The organism is Amycolatopsis sp. NPDC051106 (assembly GCF_040682775.1).
Taxonomy (GTDB): Bacteria; Actinomycetota; Actinomycetes; order Mycobacteriales; family Pseudonocardiaceae; genus Amycolatopsis.
Genome location: NZ_JBFBBQ010000016.1, coordinates 37,221 through 53,573 on the forward strand (window position 1 = coordinate 37,221; position 16,353 = coordinate 53,573).

Here is a 16,353-nt window from a genome sequence, read left to right on the forward strand (position 1 = left end):
ATACTCGGGGTGGCCGCTGGGCCGCGGGGCGCACGTGAGAGGTGCTGCCTGCGGCGTTGTGGCCCGGTGATGTGCATGTACAGCACGACGCGCGTCGCCGCCCGGGAGCGGGCGGCTGGACGACGTGGCGGGCGGCCCGGGGGTCGCGAGAGCCTGGCCACGCACGCCGCCGAGCAGACCTTTGGCCGGGTCGCGCCGCCGGATGCGGTGGTGCGCCGCCCGGTCGTCGGGCCAGGATTCCCGTCGCTGGTGACCACCACGGCGGAACGAACAGAAAGGGGCCCCTGCGCGGCCGCGTCCCTGCCGGTGAGCACCGGCAGACGCGCCCGGGGGCGGAGGAGACACATGTCGAACGCGGAAACACCCGCCGAGCAGACCGGCGGGAATCCCGCCACACCCACGAGCGGTCCGCTGGCCGAGCTGCCTGCCCGGATCCGGGTGCACGCGCTGGCCAAGCTGCTCGAGAAGAACAGCCGGGACGTCCTCGCCAAGCTCGTCGAGCTGGGCGAAAGCGTGCGCAGCGCGCAGTCGAGCGTGACCAGGGACATCGCGCTCAAGGTGGCCGAGACCTTCGCCCCGGCCGACGCCGGTGAAGCGCCCGCCGAGCAGGCCCCGGCGCCGGCGGAGCAGGCCCCCGCGGCCCGCCCCGAGGTGCCTGCGGCGCCCGCCGCGCCCGAGGTGCCGGCCGCCGAAGCCGACAAGCCGCGCCCGCGGCAGAAGACCCGCGCGCACCTGCCGGTGTTCGCCGCGCCGTCGCCGGTCTTCCTGCCGCCGGAGCCCGCGGCCACCAAGCCGGCCCGCAAGCCGGCCGACCCGTTCGCGGAGCCGGTCGCCCCGGCGAAGCGGCCCGAGCCGGAGCTCGTCGAAGACGAGGAGGCCGAGGACACCACGCCGGCCACCGACTCCGGTGACGACGACGGTGACGACGCCAACAGCCGCCGTCGCCGCCGCCGCGGGCGCCGCGGCCGTGGCCGGGGCAAGGGCGCCGACGGCAGCGACGAGAACGACAACGAGGGCGACGACGCCCAGGCCGAGGAGCAGCCGCCCGCGCGCCGCCGCTCCCGCAACGGCGACGAGAAGCCGGCCAAGGACGAGTCCGAGGCCGCCGAAGAGCCCGAAGGTGCCACCGACGAGTCCGACAACGACAGCGACGAGGGCGAAGGCGGCAGCAAGCGCCGTCGTCGCCGCCGTCGCCGCAAGGGCTCGGACGGCGACGACGCCGAAACCACCGACGACCCGCCCAACACCGTCACCCACGTCCGCCAGGCCAAGGCCGAGCAGCCCGAGCGCGAGCGTCCGGCGCGCGACGAGGTGCGCAGCGTCCGCGGCTCGACGCGGCTGGAGGCCAAGCGCCAGCGCCGCCGCGACGGGCGCGAGGCCGGCCGCCGCCGTGCCCCGATCCTGTCCGAGGCCGAGTTCCTGGCCCGGCGCGAGTCGGTCGAGCGCGCGATGGTCGTCCTCGAAAAGGGGGATGCGACGCAGATCGCCGTCCTCGAGGACGGCGTGTTGGTCGAGCACTTCGTGACGCAGTCGGGCTCCGGCTCGATCGTCGGCAACGTCTACCTCGGCCGCGTCCAGAACGTGCTGCCGAGCATGGAAGCCGCGTTCATCGACATCGGCCGCGGCCGCAACGCCGTGCTCTACGCCGGCGAGGTCGACTGGGACGCCGCCGGCCTGGAGGGCAAGGCCCGCAAGATCGAGCAGGCGCTGTCCACCGGCGACTCCGTGCTGGTCCAGGTCACCAAGGACCCGGTCGGGCACAAGGGCGCCCGGCTGACCACGCAGATCTCGCTGCCCGGCCGCTTCCTCGTGTACGTGCCCGCGGGCGGCGCCACCGGCATCTCCCGCAAGCTGCCGGAGAACGAGCGCCGCCGGCTCAAGGACATCCTCAAGCGGATCGTCCCGGAGGACGCGGGTGTCATCATCCGCACCGCCTCCGAGGGCATCGGCGAGCAGGAGCTGGGCCGCGACGTCGACCGCCTGAAGGCCCAGTGGGACGTCATCAAGGAGAAGGCCGCCGCCGGTTCCGGCAAGAAGGGCGGCGCTCCGACCATGCTCTACGAAGAGCCCGACCTGCTGGTCAAGGTCGTGCGGGACCTCTTCACCGAGGACTTCGCCAAGCTGGAGATCCAGGGCAACCGGTCGTGGGAGACCATCAACGACTACGTCCGCCACGTCGCGCCGGAGCTGACCGAGCGGGTCAAGCGCTACACCGGCACCGGTGACGTGTTCGCCGACCACCGGATCGACGAGCAGATCACCAAGGCGCTCGACCGCAAGGTCTGGCTGCCGTCCGGCGGTTACCTGGTCATCGACCGCACCGAAGCGATGACGGTCATCGACGTCAACACCGGCAAGTTCACCGGTTCGGGTGGCAACCTCGAAGAGACGGTGACCCGCAACAACCTGGAGTCGGCGGAGGAGATCGTCCGCCAGCTCCGGCTGCGGGACATCGGCGGCATCATCGTGATCGACTTCATCGACATGGTGCTCGAGTCCAACCGCGAGCTGGTGCTGCGCCGCCTGACCGAGTGCCTCGGCCGCGACCGCACGCGCCACCAGGTCGCCGAGGTCACCTCCCTCGGCCTGGTCCAGATGACCCGCAAGAAGATCGGCACCGGCCTGCTGGAGGCGTTCTCGACGCCGTGCGAGCACTGCAAGGGCCGGGGCGTGCTCGTCTCGACCGAGGTGCAGCGCACCAGTGGCGGCTCGCACTCCCACGGCGGCAACGGCGGCGGCAGCGGCAATGGTGGCGGCAACGGCGGCGGCGGGGAGAAGAGCTCCCGCCGGTCGCGGGGCCGCAACAAGGGCGAAGAGGCCGCCAAGGAGCAGGCCGAGGCCGCCAAGGCCGAGGTCCACGCGGTCCCGCCGCCGGAGCAGCGCGCGTCGGTCGCCTCGGCGGTCGCGGCGATGGCCAACGCCTCCAAGGTGGCCAAGGATCACGACCACGGCGTGCCGAACGGCAACGGGCACGTCCCGGAGGTGACCGACACGGCCGAGGCCGTGGCGTCTTCGGAGGCCGCCGAAGAGACGCGTCAGCAGGCCGTCACCGAGCCGGCCACCGAGGTCGCGGACGTCCCGGTGACCACCGAGGCGGACGAGCTCCCGGTGCCGCTGGGCGAGCCGGCGGTCGAGCGGACCTCGGCGCCGGAACCGGCCGAAGAGCCGGTCACGGAGTCCGTGGTGGCTGCCGAGCCGGCGGAACCGGTCGCCGATCCCGACGTCAGCGTGCCCGAACCGGCCACGCGCCCCACCCGGCGCCGGTCGCGCCGGGCCGCGTCGCGCCCGGCGGGTCCGCCGGTGCACGCGTCCGACCAGAGCCAGTGAACGACTAGGGGACCCCGGTGGTAACGCACCGGGGCACCCCACGTAACCTGTAGTACGGCCTGCCACCAGAGTAGGTCGCTGCGCGAGTGCAGGACCACCTCCCCGAGGTGGGCCGATCGTGCAGGCCCCCACCCATTGTCGAGTAATGCAGGAGACTTCCGTGTCGGCGTACGCGATCGTCAAGACCGGCGGCAAGCAGTACAAGGTGGCCGTCGGCGACGTCGTCGAGGTCGAGAAGCTCGAGGGCGAGCCGGGCACCGAGCACATCCTCCCCGCCGTTTTGTACGTCGACGGTGGCGAGGTCACCACGGACGCCGACGCGCTGGCGAAGGTCTCGGTCACCGGCAAGGTCGTCGAGCAGACCAAGGGTCCGAAGATCCGGATCCACAAGTTCAAGAACAAGACGGGCTACCACAAGCGTCAGGGTCACCGGCAGAAGCTGACCCGCGTCGAGGTCACCGCCATCTCCCTGTAAGAACTTTCCGGATCTTGGTAAGACTGAAAGAGGATTGAGCTATGGCTCACAAGAAGGGTGCGTCCAGCTCCCGCAACGGTCGTGACTCGAACGCGCAGCGCCTCGGCGTCAAGCGCTTCGGCGGCCAGCAGGTCAACGCCGGCGAGATCCTGATCCGCCAGCGTGGCACCAAGTTCCACCCGGGCGTGAACGTCGGCCGTGGCGGCGACGACACGCTGTTCGCGCTGGCCACCGGCGCCGTTCAGTTCGGCGAGAAGCGTGGCCGCAAGACGGTCAACATCGTCGTGCCGGTCGAAGCCTGAGTTCTCGGCTTCGAGTTAGACCTCTGACGAGGGGTGGGGCCGGAATATCCGGTGCCACCCCTCGTTTGTTTTGTTCGTACCCTTTCTTGAGTGAAGTGAGGCAAAGTCATGGCGTCCCGGTTCGTGGACCGAGCGGTCATCCACCTGACCGCCGGTGACGGGGGCAACGGCTGCGCCTCGGTGCACCGCGAAAAGTTCAAGCCCCTCGGTGGCCCGGACGGCGGCAACGGCGGCAACGGCGGCGACGTCCTGCTGGTCGTCGACCCCAACGTGCACACCCTGCTCGACTTCCACTTCCGCCCGCACGCCAAGGCGGGCAGCGGCAAGATGGGCCAGGGCGGCAACCGCGCGGGCGCGGCGGGGGAGACCCTGGTGATGAAGGTGCCGTCGGGCACCGTCGTGTTCACCGAGGACGGCGAGCTGGTCGCCGACCTCATCGGCCCGGGCACCACGTTCGTCGCGGCGCAGGGCGGCCGCGGTGGCCTCGGCAACGCGGCGCTGTCGTCGAAGGCCCGCAAGGCCCCCGGGTTCGCGCTGCTGGGCGAGCCGGGCGAGACCCGCAACCTGGTCCTGGAGCTGCGCTCGGTCGCCGACGTCGGCCTGCTCGGCTTCCCGTCCGCCGGCAAGTCGTCGCTGATCTCGGTGCTGTCCGCGGCCAAGCCGAAGATCGCCGACTACCCGTTCACCACGCTGGTGCCGAACCTCGGCGTCATCACCGGCGGCGACACGGTGTTCACGATGGCCGACGTGCCCGGCCTGATCCCCGGCGCGTCCGAGGGCAAGGGCCTGGGGCTCGACTTCCTGCGCCACATCGAGCGCTGCGCGGTGCTGGTGCACGTCGTCGACTGCGCCACCCTCGAGCCCGGCCGCGACCCGGTGTCCGATGTGGACGCTCTGGAAGCGGAACTCGCCAAGTACACCCCGGGTCTCGGCGGGAAGCTCGAGGAGCGCCCGCGTGTGGTCGTGCTCAACAAGATCGACGTCCCGGAGGCCGCCGAGCTCGCCGAGTTCGTCCGGCCCGAGTTCGAAGCCCGTGGCCTGCAGGTGTTCGAGGTCTCCACGGCGTCGCGCAAGGGCCTGCGGGAGCTGACCTTCGCGCTCGCCAAGGTGGTCGAGCAGTACCGCGAGATGCAGCCGGTGCTGGAACCGGAGACGATCGTCCTGCGGCCGCTCGCCGTCGACGACTCCGGGTTCACCGTCGAGCTCGACCCCGAGGAGGAAGGCGCGTTCATCGTGCGCGGCGTCCGCCCGGAGCGGTGGATCCGCCAGACCGACTTCGGCAACGACGAGGCCGTCGGCTACCTGGCCGACCGGCTCAACCGCCTCGGCGTCGAGGACAAGCTGGCGAAGTTCGGCGCGCGGCCGGGCAGCCCGGTCACGATCGGCGATGTCCAGTTCGAGTGGGAGCCGTCGACGCCGAGCGTCGCGATGCACCTGTCCGGGCGCGGCACGGACGTCCGCCTCGAGAACCACGACCGGGTCGGCGCCGCCGAGCGCAAGGAAGCCCGCCGGATCCGGCGCGACGGCTCGGACGAGCCGGAAGGCGACGACCTGGACCTCGACGCGTGAGCGGCACGCGGGAAGCCATCGCGGCCGCCCGTCGCCTGGTGGTCAAGGTCGGTTCGTCGGCGCTGACCACGGCGGGCAGCGGGCTCGACGTGGCCCGGCTGGACGCGCTGGTCGACGCGATCGCGGAGCGCGTCTCCCGGGACGCGCAGATCGTCCTCGTGTCTTCGGGCGCGATCGGGGCCGGGCTGGCCCCGCTTTCGCTCGGCAAGCGACCGCGTGACCTCGCGACCCAGCAGGCCGCGGCGAGCGTCGGCCAGCTGGCCCTGGCGCACGCGTACGCGGAGTCGTTCGGGCGGTTTTCGCTGACGGTCGGCCAGGTCCTGCTGACGTCCGACGACGTCGTCCGCCGGTCGCACTACCGCAACGCGCAGCGGACGTTCTCACGGCTGCTGGCGCTCGGCGCGGTCCCGGTGGTCAACGAGAACGACACGGTGGCCACGGAAGAGATCCGCTTCGGCGACAACGACCGTCTGGCTGCCTTGGTGGCGCACCTGATCGGCGCGGACGCGCTGATCCTGCTGTCCGATGTGGACGGTCTCTACGACGGCGACCCCCGCGACGGCGCCACCCGCAAGCTCACCGAGGTCCTCTCGGAGTCCGATGTGGACGGAATCTCGGTCGGCATGTCCAGCTCCGGCCTCGGCACGGGCGGCATGGTGTCGAAGCTGGCGGCGGCCCGCACGGCGGCGGGCGCGGGCATCCCGGTCCTGCTGGCGGCAGCGTCGGAAGCCTCGGCTGCGCTGACTTCCGCTTCCCCGGGAACGGCGTTCGCCCCGGCGGACACGCGCTTGTCGGCCCGCCGCTTCTGGCTGGGCTACGCGGCGGACACGACGGGCAAGCTCCGCCTGGACGACGGCGCGGTCACGGCGGTGGTCCGCCGCCGCAGGTCGCTGCTGGCGGCCGGCATCACGGGCGTGGAGGGCGAGTTCCAGGCCGGCGACGTGGTCGACCTGGTGGACGCGAAGGACCGCGCGGTGGCCCGCGGAGTGGTGGCGTTCGACGCGACGGAGCTCCCGGACCTGATCGGCCGGTCCACCCCCGACCTCCCGGCGGAGCAGCGCCGCGAGGTCGTCCACGCCGACGACTTGGTCCCTCTCCGCCGCTGACGCTGTGATCCCCAGGCATCACCCGTGATCAGAGAGGCATCACCCGTGACTGAGCGGGCATCGCCGTGATGCCCCGCCAATCACACGTGATGCCTCTTCAATCACGCGAGATGCCCTTCCGATCACGGGGCCTCGACCGCCGAAATCCGGTAGCGCGCCACCGACGCGTCGAGGATCCGCGCCGCCTGCTCGTCCGACGGTCCGGACCCGCGGAAGCGCTCGAGGTCCTCGTCGGACTCCCAGCGCTCGTACACGGTCACCCGGCCGGGATCGAGCAGGTCGGCACCCAGCGCGTACTCCAGGCAGCCGGGTGCCTCCCGCGCGAGCCGGACGGCTTCGGCGCACCCCTCGAGGTAGGCGGCACGGTCCTCGGGAGCGACGGCGAGCCGGCCGGCGATGATGATCACGTCGGGTTGATCCGGTCCGGCTTGATGGTGAGCAGCAGGCGGGTCTGGTCCCGGCCGCCCCACCACGGGTACGGGCCGCCGAGGTAGCGCTGCGCCAGCTTCTCGATGTGCTCGACCGCGCCGTCTTCGGTCGTGTCGATGACCTGCCCGCGGATCGCGTAGTAGCGCGACGGCCGTTCGCGGTCGGCGACGTTGAGCGCCACCCGCGGGTCGCGCTCGATGTTGCGCTGCTTCTGGTGGCCCAGCACGGTGTTGACGAGGATGTGCGTGCCGTCGGTGTCCACCCAGGTCTGGGTGAGCTGCGGCGAGCCGTCGGGCATCAAGGTGGACAGGAAGCAGAGGCTGGGCTCGCGCAGCAGTGCGAGCAGGTCGCCGGGCAGTTCCACGGTGGTCTCCCGCTAAAGCTGGTCGGGCGCTTCGATGCCGAGCAGGGAAAGCCCGAGCGCAAGCGTGTGCGACGTCAGCGTAGTCAACCTCAGCCGGGACGCGCGCAGCGACGGCGAGGACGCTTTCAGGACCGGGCATTCCTCGAAGAACCGGGAAAACGCGACCGCCGTCTCGTACAGGTACGTGCAGAGCTTGTGCGGCGCGTAGCCGTCTGTCGCGGTCTTCAGCGCTTCGCCGAACCTGAGCAGCTTCAGCGCGAGAGCTCGTTCGGCAGGCGCTTCCAAGACGACTGCCGTGCCGTCGGGCAGTCCACCCGCCTTCCGCAGGATCGACCGCGTCCGCGCGTGCGCGTACTGGAGGTACACCGAGGTGTTGCCCTCCTTGGCGAGCATCCGGTCCCAGGCGAAGACGTAGTCCCGCTCGCGGTCGCCGGACAGGTCGGCGTACTTGACCGCGCCGATGCCGACCGCGCGGGCGACCTCGGCCTGCCCCGCGGCGTCGAGCTCACTGCGTTCGGCGACGACCGCGGCGGCCTGCGTCACGGCTTCGGTGAGCAGGTCGGCCAGCTTGACCGTGTCGCCGGAGCGGGTCCGCATGGTCTTGCCGTCCGCGCCCAGCACGGTCCCGAAGCCGATGTGCTCGGCGTGTCCGGTCAGCCAGCCGGCGGCGCGGCAGACGGCGAACAGCATCGCGAAGTGCTGCGCCTGCGGTGTTCCGACGACGTAGAGGAGGTCGGTCGCGCCGCGTTCGGCCGTCCAGTAGCGGACGGTGGCCAGGTCGGTGGCGGCGTACCCGTAGCCGCCGTCGCGCTTGCGGACGATCAGCGGCAACCGGTCACCCTCGCGGTTGCGGAACCCTTCGGGAAACACGCAGACGGCGCCGTCGCTGATTTCGGTCAGCCCGGCCTTCTCGAGGTCGTCGACCACCGCCGCGAGGTAGGGGTTGTAGAAGCTCTCGCCGTAGATGTCCTGGTCGGTCAACGAAATGCCGAGCAGCGCGTAGACCTCGTCGAAGTGCCGTGTCGATTCGGCGACGAGCTCCCGCCAGACGGCCAGGGTTTCTTCGTCGCCGCTCTGCAACAGCACGACGCGGTCGCGTGCGCGGGTTGCGAAAGCTTCGTCGCTGTCGAACTTCTGCCGCGCTTCGCGGTAGAACGCGTCGAGGTCGGCGATGGCGCGGTGCCCGGCCGGTACGTCGAGGAGCTGCTCGATGAGCATGCCGAACGGCGTGCCCCAGTCGCCGAGGTGGTTGTGCGGCAGCACTTCGTGCCCGGCGAACCGCAGCAGGCGTGCGAGCGCGTCACCGATCACCGTCGTGCGCAGGTGCCCGACGTGCATCTCCTTCGCGACGTTCGGGCTGCTGTAGTCCAGCGCGATCCGCCGCGGGGACGCGGTTTCCGCCACGCCGAGGCGCGGATCGTCGAGCAGCGCGGCGGTGCGCGTCTCCAGCCATTCCCTGCGCAGCACGAAGTTCAAGAATCCCGGCCCGGCGACCTCGGGTGGGTCGGCGATCCCGTCCGGCTCGAGTGCGCCGGCGATCAGCGTCGCGACTTCGCGCGGCGGGCGGCCGAGCCGCTTGCCCAGGCTCATCGCGAGGTTGGCCTGGTAGTCGACGCCTTCGCGTGGCGACGCCTGGATCAGCGCCTGCTCCGGCGTCAGCTCGACGTCCAGTGCCTGGCCGGCGGCGGCCACGACGCGGCGCGCCAGCTCCTCGGTAACGTCGGCGTGCTGCACGGTGTCCCTCCTTCGGCTCGGTGTCGGGGCACGCAGCGTAGCGAGCGTGACCGGCCGATGACGAAGGGTTTACCGCAGCTCGCTGCCCTTCGTTTCGGGCAACGTCAGGATGACGGCGAACGCGATGGCGGCGCCGGCCGCGACGTACCAGAAGTAGAGCGTCGGCGAGACCGCGCCGAAGACGGTGATGAGCAGCGGCGCGGTGCCACCGAAGATCGCGACGGTCAGGTTGTACCAGGCACCGATCCCGAGCCCACGCAGTTCGGTCGGGAACAGCTCGCTCATGAGGGCCGGCGCGATCGACGTCATCGCGGTGTACAGCCCGAGCCCGACGCAGAACACCACGAGCAGGCCGCCGACGTCCGGGCCGATCAAGGTGGACAGCGGCACCACCACGACTGCGGTCGCCCCGGACCAGACGAGCAGCTGCGGCTTCCGCCCGACCCGGTCCGCGAGCGCGCCCATCGGGTACTGCAGGGCGATGAACAGGGCCGTGCCGACGGAAAGCGCGAGGAACACGGCGTCCGCGTCGGCGTGCCGGTTCTTCACCGCGAAGGACGTGAGCGCGCTGAAGAACGTGTAGTAGCAGAGGGTCGAGAGCATCGTGAAGCCGACGAGCCTGCCGACGGCCTTCGGGTGGTGGGTCAGCGTCGTCAGCAGCGGCCGCTCGAGCTTCCGCGCCTTGACTTTCGTCTGCTCGAACAGCTCGGTCTCGGCGAGGCTGCGGCGCAACCACAACCCGACCAGCCCGAAGACGCCGCCCAGCAGGAACGGCAGCCGCCAGCCCCACGACGCGAGCTGCGCCTTGTCCAGCGCGCGGGCCAGCACGAAGCCGAGGACGGTCGCGATCAGCACGGCCGTCCCGGTCGAGATGTAGAAGAACGCCGAGTACCGCCCGCGGCGCTCCGGCGGCGCGATCTCGCCCAGGTACGCCGACGCGTTCGACACCTCACCGCCGAGCGACAGCCCCTGCGCGATGCGGGCGAGCAGCAGCAGGATCGGCGCGAGCCAGCCGACCTGCGCGAACGTCGGCAACAGGCCGATCGCGACCGAGCCGCCGGCCATCAGCAGGATGGTGAGGATCATGGCGGGCTTGCGGCCGCGCGTGTCCGCGAAGCGCCCGAGCAGCACGCCGCCGAGCGGGCGGAAGAAGAACGCGAGCGCGTAGGTGGCGAAGGTGTTGATCAGCGCGAGCGTGTCGTTCCCGGCCGGGAAGAACGCGCCGGCGAAGTAGATGCTGAACGTCGCGTAGATCGTCCAGTCGAACCACTCCAGCGCATTGCCCGCGCTCGCCGCGAACAGCTTGCGCACCGGCAGCCGGTGCTGAACCTGCACGGTCATGGCAGCCTCCACGTCCCCCGAAGGTGCAACGGGACTTTGCCACATTCGTTCGCGGTGCGAAAGATCCCGACTGCCCGGTTGGCCCGCCAAGCCGACCGTCCAGGCACGCGAGCCGACCCTCCAGGCACGCGAGCCGACCCTCCGGGTACGCGGTCTCCTTCCGGTCAGGCCGTGCTGGCCAGCGCGAACGGCAGCACCGCCGGTGCCCCGGCCCTCCGCAGCAGGCGCGCGGCCAGCGTCATCGTCCAGCCGGTGTCGATGACGTCGTCCACCAGCAGGACCGGCCCGGCCGGCAGGACCCCGGCGAGGTCGGCCGGCATGCTCAGCCGCCGCCACAGGTCCGCCAGCCGTTGCGCGCTGTTCGCCTGGCGCGGGGGCGGCCCTTCGGCGTCGAGCGCCCCGAGGAAGTCCAGCTTGCCGATCTCGGCCAGCCGGGTCGCCAGGCTGTAGACGAGCCGCGGCCGGGTTTCCGACGGCACCGCCACCACCGCGACCGGCCGCTCCGCCCACTGCCACCCGGCGAGCACCTGCACGCAGGCCTTGAACACCGAGTCGGGGACGTCGGTGTCCTGGGCGCCGGTGCCGACGAGCTCGCGCAGCCGGTTGCCCCACCCGACGTCGGTGAGCCGCCCGAGCACCTGGCCCGGCTCGGCCTGGTCGTCGGCGCTGATCCGGCCGGACACCGGAACGTCCAAAGAGGACATCCCGGTGGGCCACTGCTTCCGCGGCGCGACCTCGACGCCCGGACGCTGCAGGCGTTCCCGGGTCGCCTCGGCGACGTCGTCGGCCACGGTCGTGTCCCAGTGCTGCCCGGTGCAGTTGTCGCACCGCCCGCACGGTGCCGCGTCGGGATCGTCGAGCTGGCGCCGCAGGTACTCCATCCGGCAGCCGCCGGTCTCCAGGTAGCCGACCATCGCGTCCTGCTCGCGGTGGCGTGCCTCCGCGACGCGCTTGTACCGCCCGCTGTCGTACTCCCAGTTCTCGCCCGTGCTGGTCCAGCCGCCCTTGACGCGCCGCACCGCGCCGTCGACGTCCAGGACCTTGAGCACCATTTCCAGCCGTGAGCGGGAAAGCTCCACCGACGGCTCGAGCGCGGCCGTCGAAAGGGGACGGTCGGCGTAGGAAAGCGTGTTCAGCACCTGGGTGACCCGCAGCTCGTCGGGGAAGGCGAGCGACCCGAAGTACGCCCAGATCGCCTTGTCCTCCTCGCCGGGCAGCAGCACGACCTCGGCGCGTTCGACGCCACGCCCGGCGCGGCCGACCTGCTGGTAGTACGCGATCGGGGAAGACGGCGCCCCGAGGTGCACGACGAACCCGAGGTCCGGCTTGTCGAAGCCCATGCCCAGCGCGGATGTCGCGACCAGTGCCTTGACGCGGTTGCCGAGCAGGTCGTCCTCGGCCGCCTGCCGGTCGGCCGGGTCGGTCTTGCCGGTGTAGGCCGCCACCGGGTACCCGCGGTCCTTCAGCAGCGACGCGACGTCGTGCGCCGCCGCCACCGTCAGCGTGTAGATGATCCCCGACCCGGGCAGCTCGGCCAGGTGCTCGGCGAGCCAGGCCAGCCGCGCCTGGGACGTCGGCAGCCGGCACACCGACAACCGCAGGCTCTCCCGGTCGAGGCTGCCGCGCAGCACGAGCGTGTCGGTGCCCGTGCCGAGGCCCAGCTGCTCGGCGACGTCGGTGACGACGCGGTCGTTCGCCGTCGCCGTGGTCGCCAGCACCGGGACGCCGTCGGGCAGGTCGCCTAGCAGCGTGCGCAGGCGCCGGTAGTCCGGCCGGAAGTCGTGCCCCCAGTCGGAAATGCAGTGCGCCTCGTCGACCACCAGCAGCCCGGTGCTCGCGGTCAGCTTCGGCAGGACGTTGTCGCGGAAGTCCGGGTTGTTCAGCCGTTCGGGGCTGACCAGCAGGACGTCCACCTCGCCGGCCGCGACCGAGGCCTGGACCTGCTCCCACTCCTGCGGGTTCGCCGAGTTCATGGTCGCCGCGTGGATGCCGGCGCGGGCCGCCGCCGAGATCTGGTTGCGCATCAGGGCGAGCAGGGGCGAGACGATGACCGTCGGCCCGCTGCCCTGTTCCCGCAGCAGCGCCGTGGCGAGGAAGTACACCGCCGACTTGCCCCAGCCGGTGCGTTGCACGACCAGCGCGCGACGCCGGTGCGCCACCAGGGCCTCGATGGCCGTCCACTGGTCTTCGCGCAGCTTCGCCGAGTCGCCGGCCAGGGCCCGGAGGAGGGTCTCGGCGCGGTCGCGGAGGGCTGGGGTGGTGCTGGTCGTGTCCACGTCCCCACGTCTACCCCATGACACCGACGATCCGGGAATCGGCGGCGGTGCGAACGGACCGTTCGTGACGAATACGGGTGGTTATGTGACCTGAATCACATTATCGGCCCGGCCGGGCGAGGTGGTGAACAGCACCCGACGTCCCGCGCGCGCGGTGTATAGGCTCCCGGTTCATGTCACCACGGCGGATCGGGGTCATGGGCGGCACGTTCGACCCCGTGCACCACGGCCACCTCGTCGCGGCCAGTGAGGTCCAGTCCCGGTTCGGGCTCGACGAGGTGATCTTCGTCCCCACCGGGCAGCCCTGGCAGAAGACGAGCCGCCAGGTGACCAGGGCCGAGGACCGCTACCTGATGACGGTCATCGCGACCGCGTCCAACCCGGTCTTCTCGGTCAGCCGCGTCGACATCGACCGCGCCGGCCAGACCTACACCGTCGACACCCTGCGCGACCTCCACGCCGAGTACCCCGACGACCAGCTCTTCTTCATCACCGGCGCCGACGCGCTCGAACAGATCCTGACCTGGCACAAGGCCGACGAGCTGTTCGACTTCGCGCACTTCATCGGCGTCACGCGGCCCGGCTACCGGCTCAATTCGCACCACCTGCCCAGCGGCAAGGTGAGCCTCGTCGAGGTCACCGCGATGGCGATCTCGTCGACCGGCTGCCGCGACCGCGTCGAGCGCGGGGAGCCGGTCTGGTACCTCGTTCCCGACGGCGTCGTGCGCTACATCGCCAAGAAGGATCTCTACCGGAAGAGCGACTGAAGCGCCGCTGGTCCCGGCGGGTACTCTTCTCGGGCGAACCCGATCTGTGAAGGAGCACCGTGGCAGCCACGTCCGAGGCACGAGAGCTGGCCGTAGCGGCCGCACACGCGGCGGCGGACAAGAAGGCCAGCGACGTAGTCGTGCTGGACGTGTCCGAGCAGCTCGTCATCACCGACGCCTTCGTCATCGCCTCCGCGTCCAACGAGCGCCTGGTCGGCGCGATCGTCGACAACGTCGAGGAGAAGCTGCGGGAGAGCGGGCACAAGCCGGTCCGCCGCGAAGGCGCCCGCGAGGGCCGCTGGGTCCTGCTCGACTACGTCGACGTCGTCGTGCACGTCCAGCACGTCGAGGAGCGCACGTTCTACGGCCTCGAGCGGCTGTGGAAGGACTGCCCGCGCATCGAGGTGGCCGGCCTCGAAGAGCCGCCCGCCGACGAGGATCCGGACGTCCCGTGAGCCCCCGGCGGCTCGTGCTCTGGCGCCACGGCGAGACGGACTACAACGCCGCCGGGCGGATGCAGGGTCACCTCGACTCGGCGCTGACGCCGGTCGGCTGGAACCAGGCCCGGTTCGCGGTCCCCGCGCTGGCCCGGTTCTCACCGGACCTCGTCATCGCGTCCGACCTGCGCCGCGCCACCGACACGGCCACCGTGCTCACCGACGCGATCGGCGTCCCGCTGCGCATCGACAAGCGCCTGCGCGAGACGCACCTCGGCGAATGGCAGGGGCTCACCGGCGCTGAGGTCGACGCGGCCTACCCCGGAGAGCGCGACCGCTGGCGCAAGGACGCGACCTGGGCGCCGCCCGGCGGGGAGAACCGCCTCGACGTCGCCGACCGCGCGGGTGAGGTCGTCACCGACCTGCAGCAGGCCAACTCCTCGGTGGGCGACACCGTGCTGCTGGCCGCGCACGGCGGACTGATCACCGCGCTCACCGCGCGGCTGATCAACCTGCCGGTGGAGGCCTGGCCCTCGCTGGGCGGGATCTCGAACTGCCACTGGGTCGAGCTGGGCGCGCGCGACGGCAAGTGGCGGCTGCACGCCTACAACGCGGGGATGCACGGCTAGCCGATGGGGCCTCGCCTGCTCGTGTTCGGCGACTCGCTGAGCTTTCACGGTCCCGAAGGACCCTGCGCCGCGGACGAGCCGCGCCTGTGGCCCAACGTGGCCGCCGCCGCGTTGGGCGGCACCGCCGACCTGGTCGCCGGGATCGGCTGGACCGCCCGGGACGCCTGGTGGTCGCTGACCGGCGACCCGCGCGTCTGGGCCGACCTGCACCACGTCGACGCGGTCGTGCTGGCGGTCGGCAGCATGGACACGCTGCCTTCGCCGTTGCCGACCTACCTGCGCACGGGGCTCAAGTACCTGCGTCCCGACCCTGTGCGGCGCGTGGTGCGCAAGGCCTACCTGGCCGCGCAGCCCCGGCTTTCGGTCGCGTTCCGCGGCCGTCCCGCGGTGCTGCCGGCCAAGCTCACCGTGCAGTACCTCGACACGGCGGTCGGTGCGTTGCGCGTCCTGCGTCCCGAACTGCCGATCTTCGGCATGCTGCCCTCGGTGCACCGGGCGGCGGCCTACGGCGGCGTGCACACCGCGCGGCCGGCCGCGGCGGCCGCGATGGCGGCCTGGGGCGCGCGAGCCGGAGTTCCGTTGCTGGACCTCGAAGCCGTTGTCGGAGAGCACGTCCTGAGCGGTGAGGGCAACCCCGACGGCATGCACTGGGGCTGGAAAGGGCACGCCGCGGTGGGCGACGCGATGTCCGTGTTGATGGCGCCGGTGCTCGCCCCCGGCCACGTAGGCTGACGGCGTGTCGGTCGCCGTAGTCACGGATTCCACCGCCCACCTGCCGGAGGGCTTCGCCGAACGGCACGCGGTCCGGGTGGTGCCGCTGCACGTCCTGGTCGACGGCGTGGTCTCCCTCGATGGCGTCGAGACCGGCCCGGCGGCGGTCGCCGAGGCGATGAGCCAGCGCAAGATCGTCACGACGTCCCGGCCGACGCCCACGGAGTTCGTGAAGGAGTACCGCGCGGCGCTGGCCGGCGGTGCCGACGCGATCGTTTCGGTGCACCTCTCGCGCGAGCTGTCGGGCACCTGGGAAGCGGCGGTGCTGGCGGCGCAGGAGGTCGGGCCGGACCGGGTCCGCGTGGTCGACTCGCGCACCACCGCGATGGGGCTCGGGTTCGCCGCCCTGCACGCCGCTTCGGCTGCCGCGGCAGGGTCTTCGGCGGCGGAAGTCGAGGCCGCGGCCGTGACCGCGGCCGGGTGCTCGTCGACGTTGTTCGTCGTGGAAACCCTCGACCACCTGCGCCGCGGCGGCCGGATCGGCCCGGCGGCCGCGCTGCTCGGCACGGCCCTGGCGGTGAAGCCGGTGCTGCACATGTGCGAGGGCCGGATCCTGCCGCTGGAGAAGGTCCGCACCATGAACCGGGCGCTCGCGCGGCTGGTCGAGCTCGCGGCCCAGGCCGCGCGGGACGACGACGTCGAACTGGCCGTCCACCACCTCGCCTCGCCGGAGCGGGCGGTCGAGCTGGCGAACCGGCTGGAAGAGGCCGTGCCGCGGTCGGCGGGCTGCGTGGTCTCCGAGCTGGGGGCGGTGATCGGGGCCCACACCGGGCCCGGCGTGCTCGGGGTGGTCGTCCAGCGGACGGTTCCCTCGCGAGGCTGAAGG

Annotated in this window: 15 protein-coding genes; 10 read left to right on the top strand and 5 right to left on the bottom strand. The window is 71.8% G+C overall.

The window, feature by feature from the left end; all coding sequences use genetic code 11:
* Positions 1-345 precede the first annotated feature (345 nt).
* The 5 genes from AB0M83_RS15225 (at position 346) to proB (ending at position 6,779) form a co-directional block, all read left to right on the top strand.
* Positions 346-3,327 (top strand): translation initiation factor IF-2 N-terminal domain-containing protein, encoded by a 2,982-nt coding sequence (locus AB0M83_RS15225; protein WP_364517278.1) that lies wholly within the window; start codon positions 346-348, stop codon positions 3,325-3,327.
* A gap of 160 nt (positions 3,328-3,487) precedes the next feature.
* Positions 3,488-3,802, top strand: a complete 315-nt coding sequence (gene rplU / locus AB0M83_RS15230; RefSeq protein ID WP_086678418.1) for a 50S ribosomal protein L21 — start codon at positions 3,488-3,490, stop codon at positions 3,800-3,802.
* A gap of 41 nt (positions 3,803-3,843) precedes the next feature.
* Entirely contained in the window at positions 3,844-4,104 is a 261-nt protein-coding gene (gene rpmA / locus AB0M83_RS15235) for a 50S ribosomal protein L27 (protein ID WP_013228479.1), read from the top strand.
* A gap of 108 nt (positions 4,105-4,212) precedes the next feature.
* On the top strand, positions 4,213-5,673 hold the full coding sequence (obgE, locus tag AB0M83_RS15240) for a GTPase ObgE (protein ID WP_364517280.1): 1,461 nt from the start codon (positions 4,213-4,215) through the stop codon (positions 5,671-5,673).
* Positions 5,670-6,779 (top strand): glutamate 5-kinase, encoded by a 1,110-nt coding sequence (proB, locus tag AB0M83_RS15245; protein ID WP_364517282.1) that lies wholly within the window; start codon positions 5,670-5,672, stop codon positions 6,777-6,779. The genes obgE and proB overlap by 4 nt, the downstream gene beginning before the upstream one ends.
* Positions 6,780-6,901: 122 nt before the next feature.
* Here the strand turns inward: proB and AB0M83_RS15250 are convergent, their stop codons facing one another.
* The 5 genes from AB0M83_RS15250 to AB0M83_RS15270 all read right to left on the bottom strand — a co-directional run bounded on the left by AB0M83_RS15250 (position 6,902) and on the right by AB0M83_RS15270 (position 12,923).
* The gene (locus AB0M83_RS15250) at positions 6,902-7,186 is read right to left on the bottom strand and encodes an antibiotic biosynthesis monooxygenase family protein (protein ID WP_364517284.1); all 285 of its coding nucleotides are present in this window, start codon (positions 7,184-7,186) and stop codon (positions 6,902-6,904) included.
* Complete coding sequence (locus tag AB0M83_RS15255; protein ID WP_364517286.1) at positions 7,183-7,572, bottom strand: PPOX class F420-dependent oxidoreductase; 390 nt, start codon at positions 7,570-7,572, stop codon at positions 7,183-7,185. The genes AB0M83_RS15250 and AB0M83_RS15255 overlap by 4 nt, the downstream gene beginning before the upstream one ends.
* A gap of 12 nt (positions 7,573-7,584) precedes the next feature.
* Positions 7,585-9,306: an arginine--tRNA ligase gene (gene argS / locus AB0M83_RS15260; RefSeq protein WP_364517288.1), complete on the bottom strand. Its 1,722-nt coding sequence runs from the start codon at positions 9,304-9,306 to the stop codon at positions 7,585-7,587.
* A 69-nt stretch (positions 9,307-9,375) separates the two neighbouring features.
* Entirely contained in the window at positions 9,376-10,647 is a 1,272-nt protein-coding gene (locus AB0M83_RS15265; RefSeq protein ID WP_364517290.1) for an MFS transporter, read from the bottom strand.
* Positions 10,648-10,811: 164 nt separating this feature from the next.
* Entirely contained in the window at positions 10,812-12,923 is a 2,112-nt protein-coding gene (locus AB0M83_RS15270; protein ID WP_364517292.1) for a RecQ family ATP-dependent DNA helicase, read from the bottom strand.
* 173 nt (positions 12,924-13,096) lie between these two features.
* Between AB0M83_RS15270 and nadD the strand changes: the two genes are divergently transcribed.
* From nadD to AB0M83_RS15295, 5 genes are read left to right on the top strand one after another with little or no spacing between them, the layout of a single operon-like run.
* Entirely contained in the window at positions 13,097-13,690 is a 594-nt protein-coding gene (nadD, locus tag AB0M83_RS15275; RefSeq protein WP_364517294.1) for a nicotinate-nucleotide adenylyltransferase, read from the top strand.
* Positions 13,691-13,749: 59 nt separating this feature from the next.
* Positions 13,750-14,145: a ribosome silencing factor gene (gene rsfS / locus AB0M83_RS15280; RefSeq protein ID WP_003067112.1), complete on the top strand. Its 396-nt coding sequence runs from the start codon at positions 13,750-13,752 to the stop codon at positions 14,143-14,145.
* Complete coding sequence (locus AB0M83_RS15285; RefSeq protein WP_364517296.1) at positions 14,142-14,756, top strand: histidine phosphatase family protein; 615 nt, start codon at positions 14,142-14,144, stop codon at positions 14,754-14,756. The genes rsfS and AB0M83_RS15285 overlap by 4 nt, the downstream gene beginning before the upstream one ends.
* 3 nt (positions 14,757-14,759) lie before the next feature.
* Positions 14,760-15,488: a diglucosylglycerate octanoyltransferase gene (gene octT, locus AB0M83_RS15290; protein WP_364517298.1), complete on the top strand. Its 729-nt coding sequence runs from the start codon at positions 14,760-14,762 to the stop codon at positions 15,486-15,488.
* Between the two features lie 4 nt (positions 15,489-15,492).
* The gene (locus AB0M83_RS15295; protein WP_364517300.1) at positions 15,493-16,350 is read left to right on the top strand and encodes a DegV family protein; all 858 of its coding nucleotides are present in this window, start codon (positions 15,493-15,495) and stop codon (positions 16,348-16,350) included.
* Positions 16,351-16,353 lie beyond the last annotated feature (3 nt).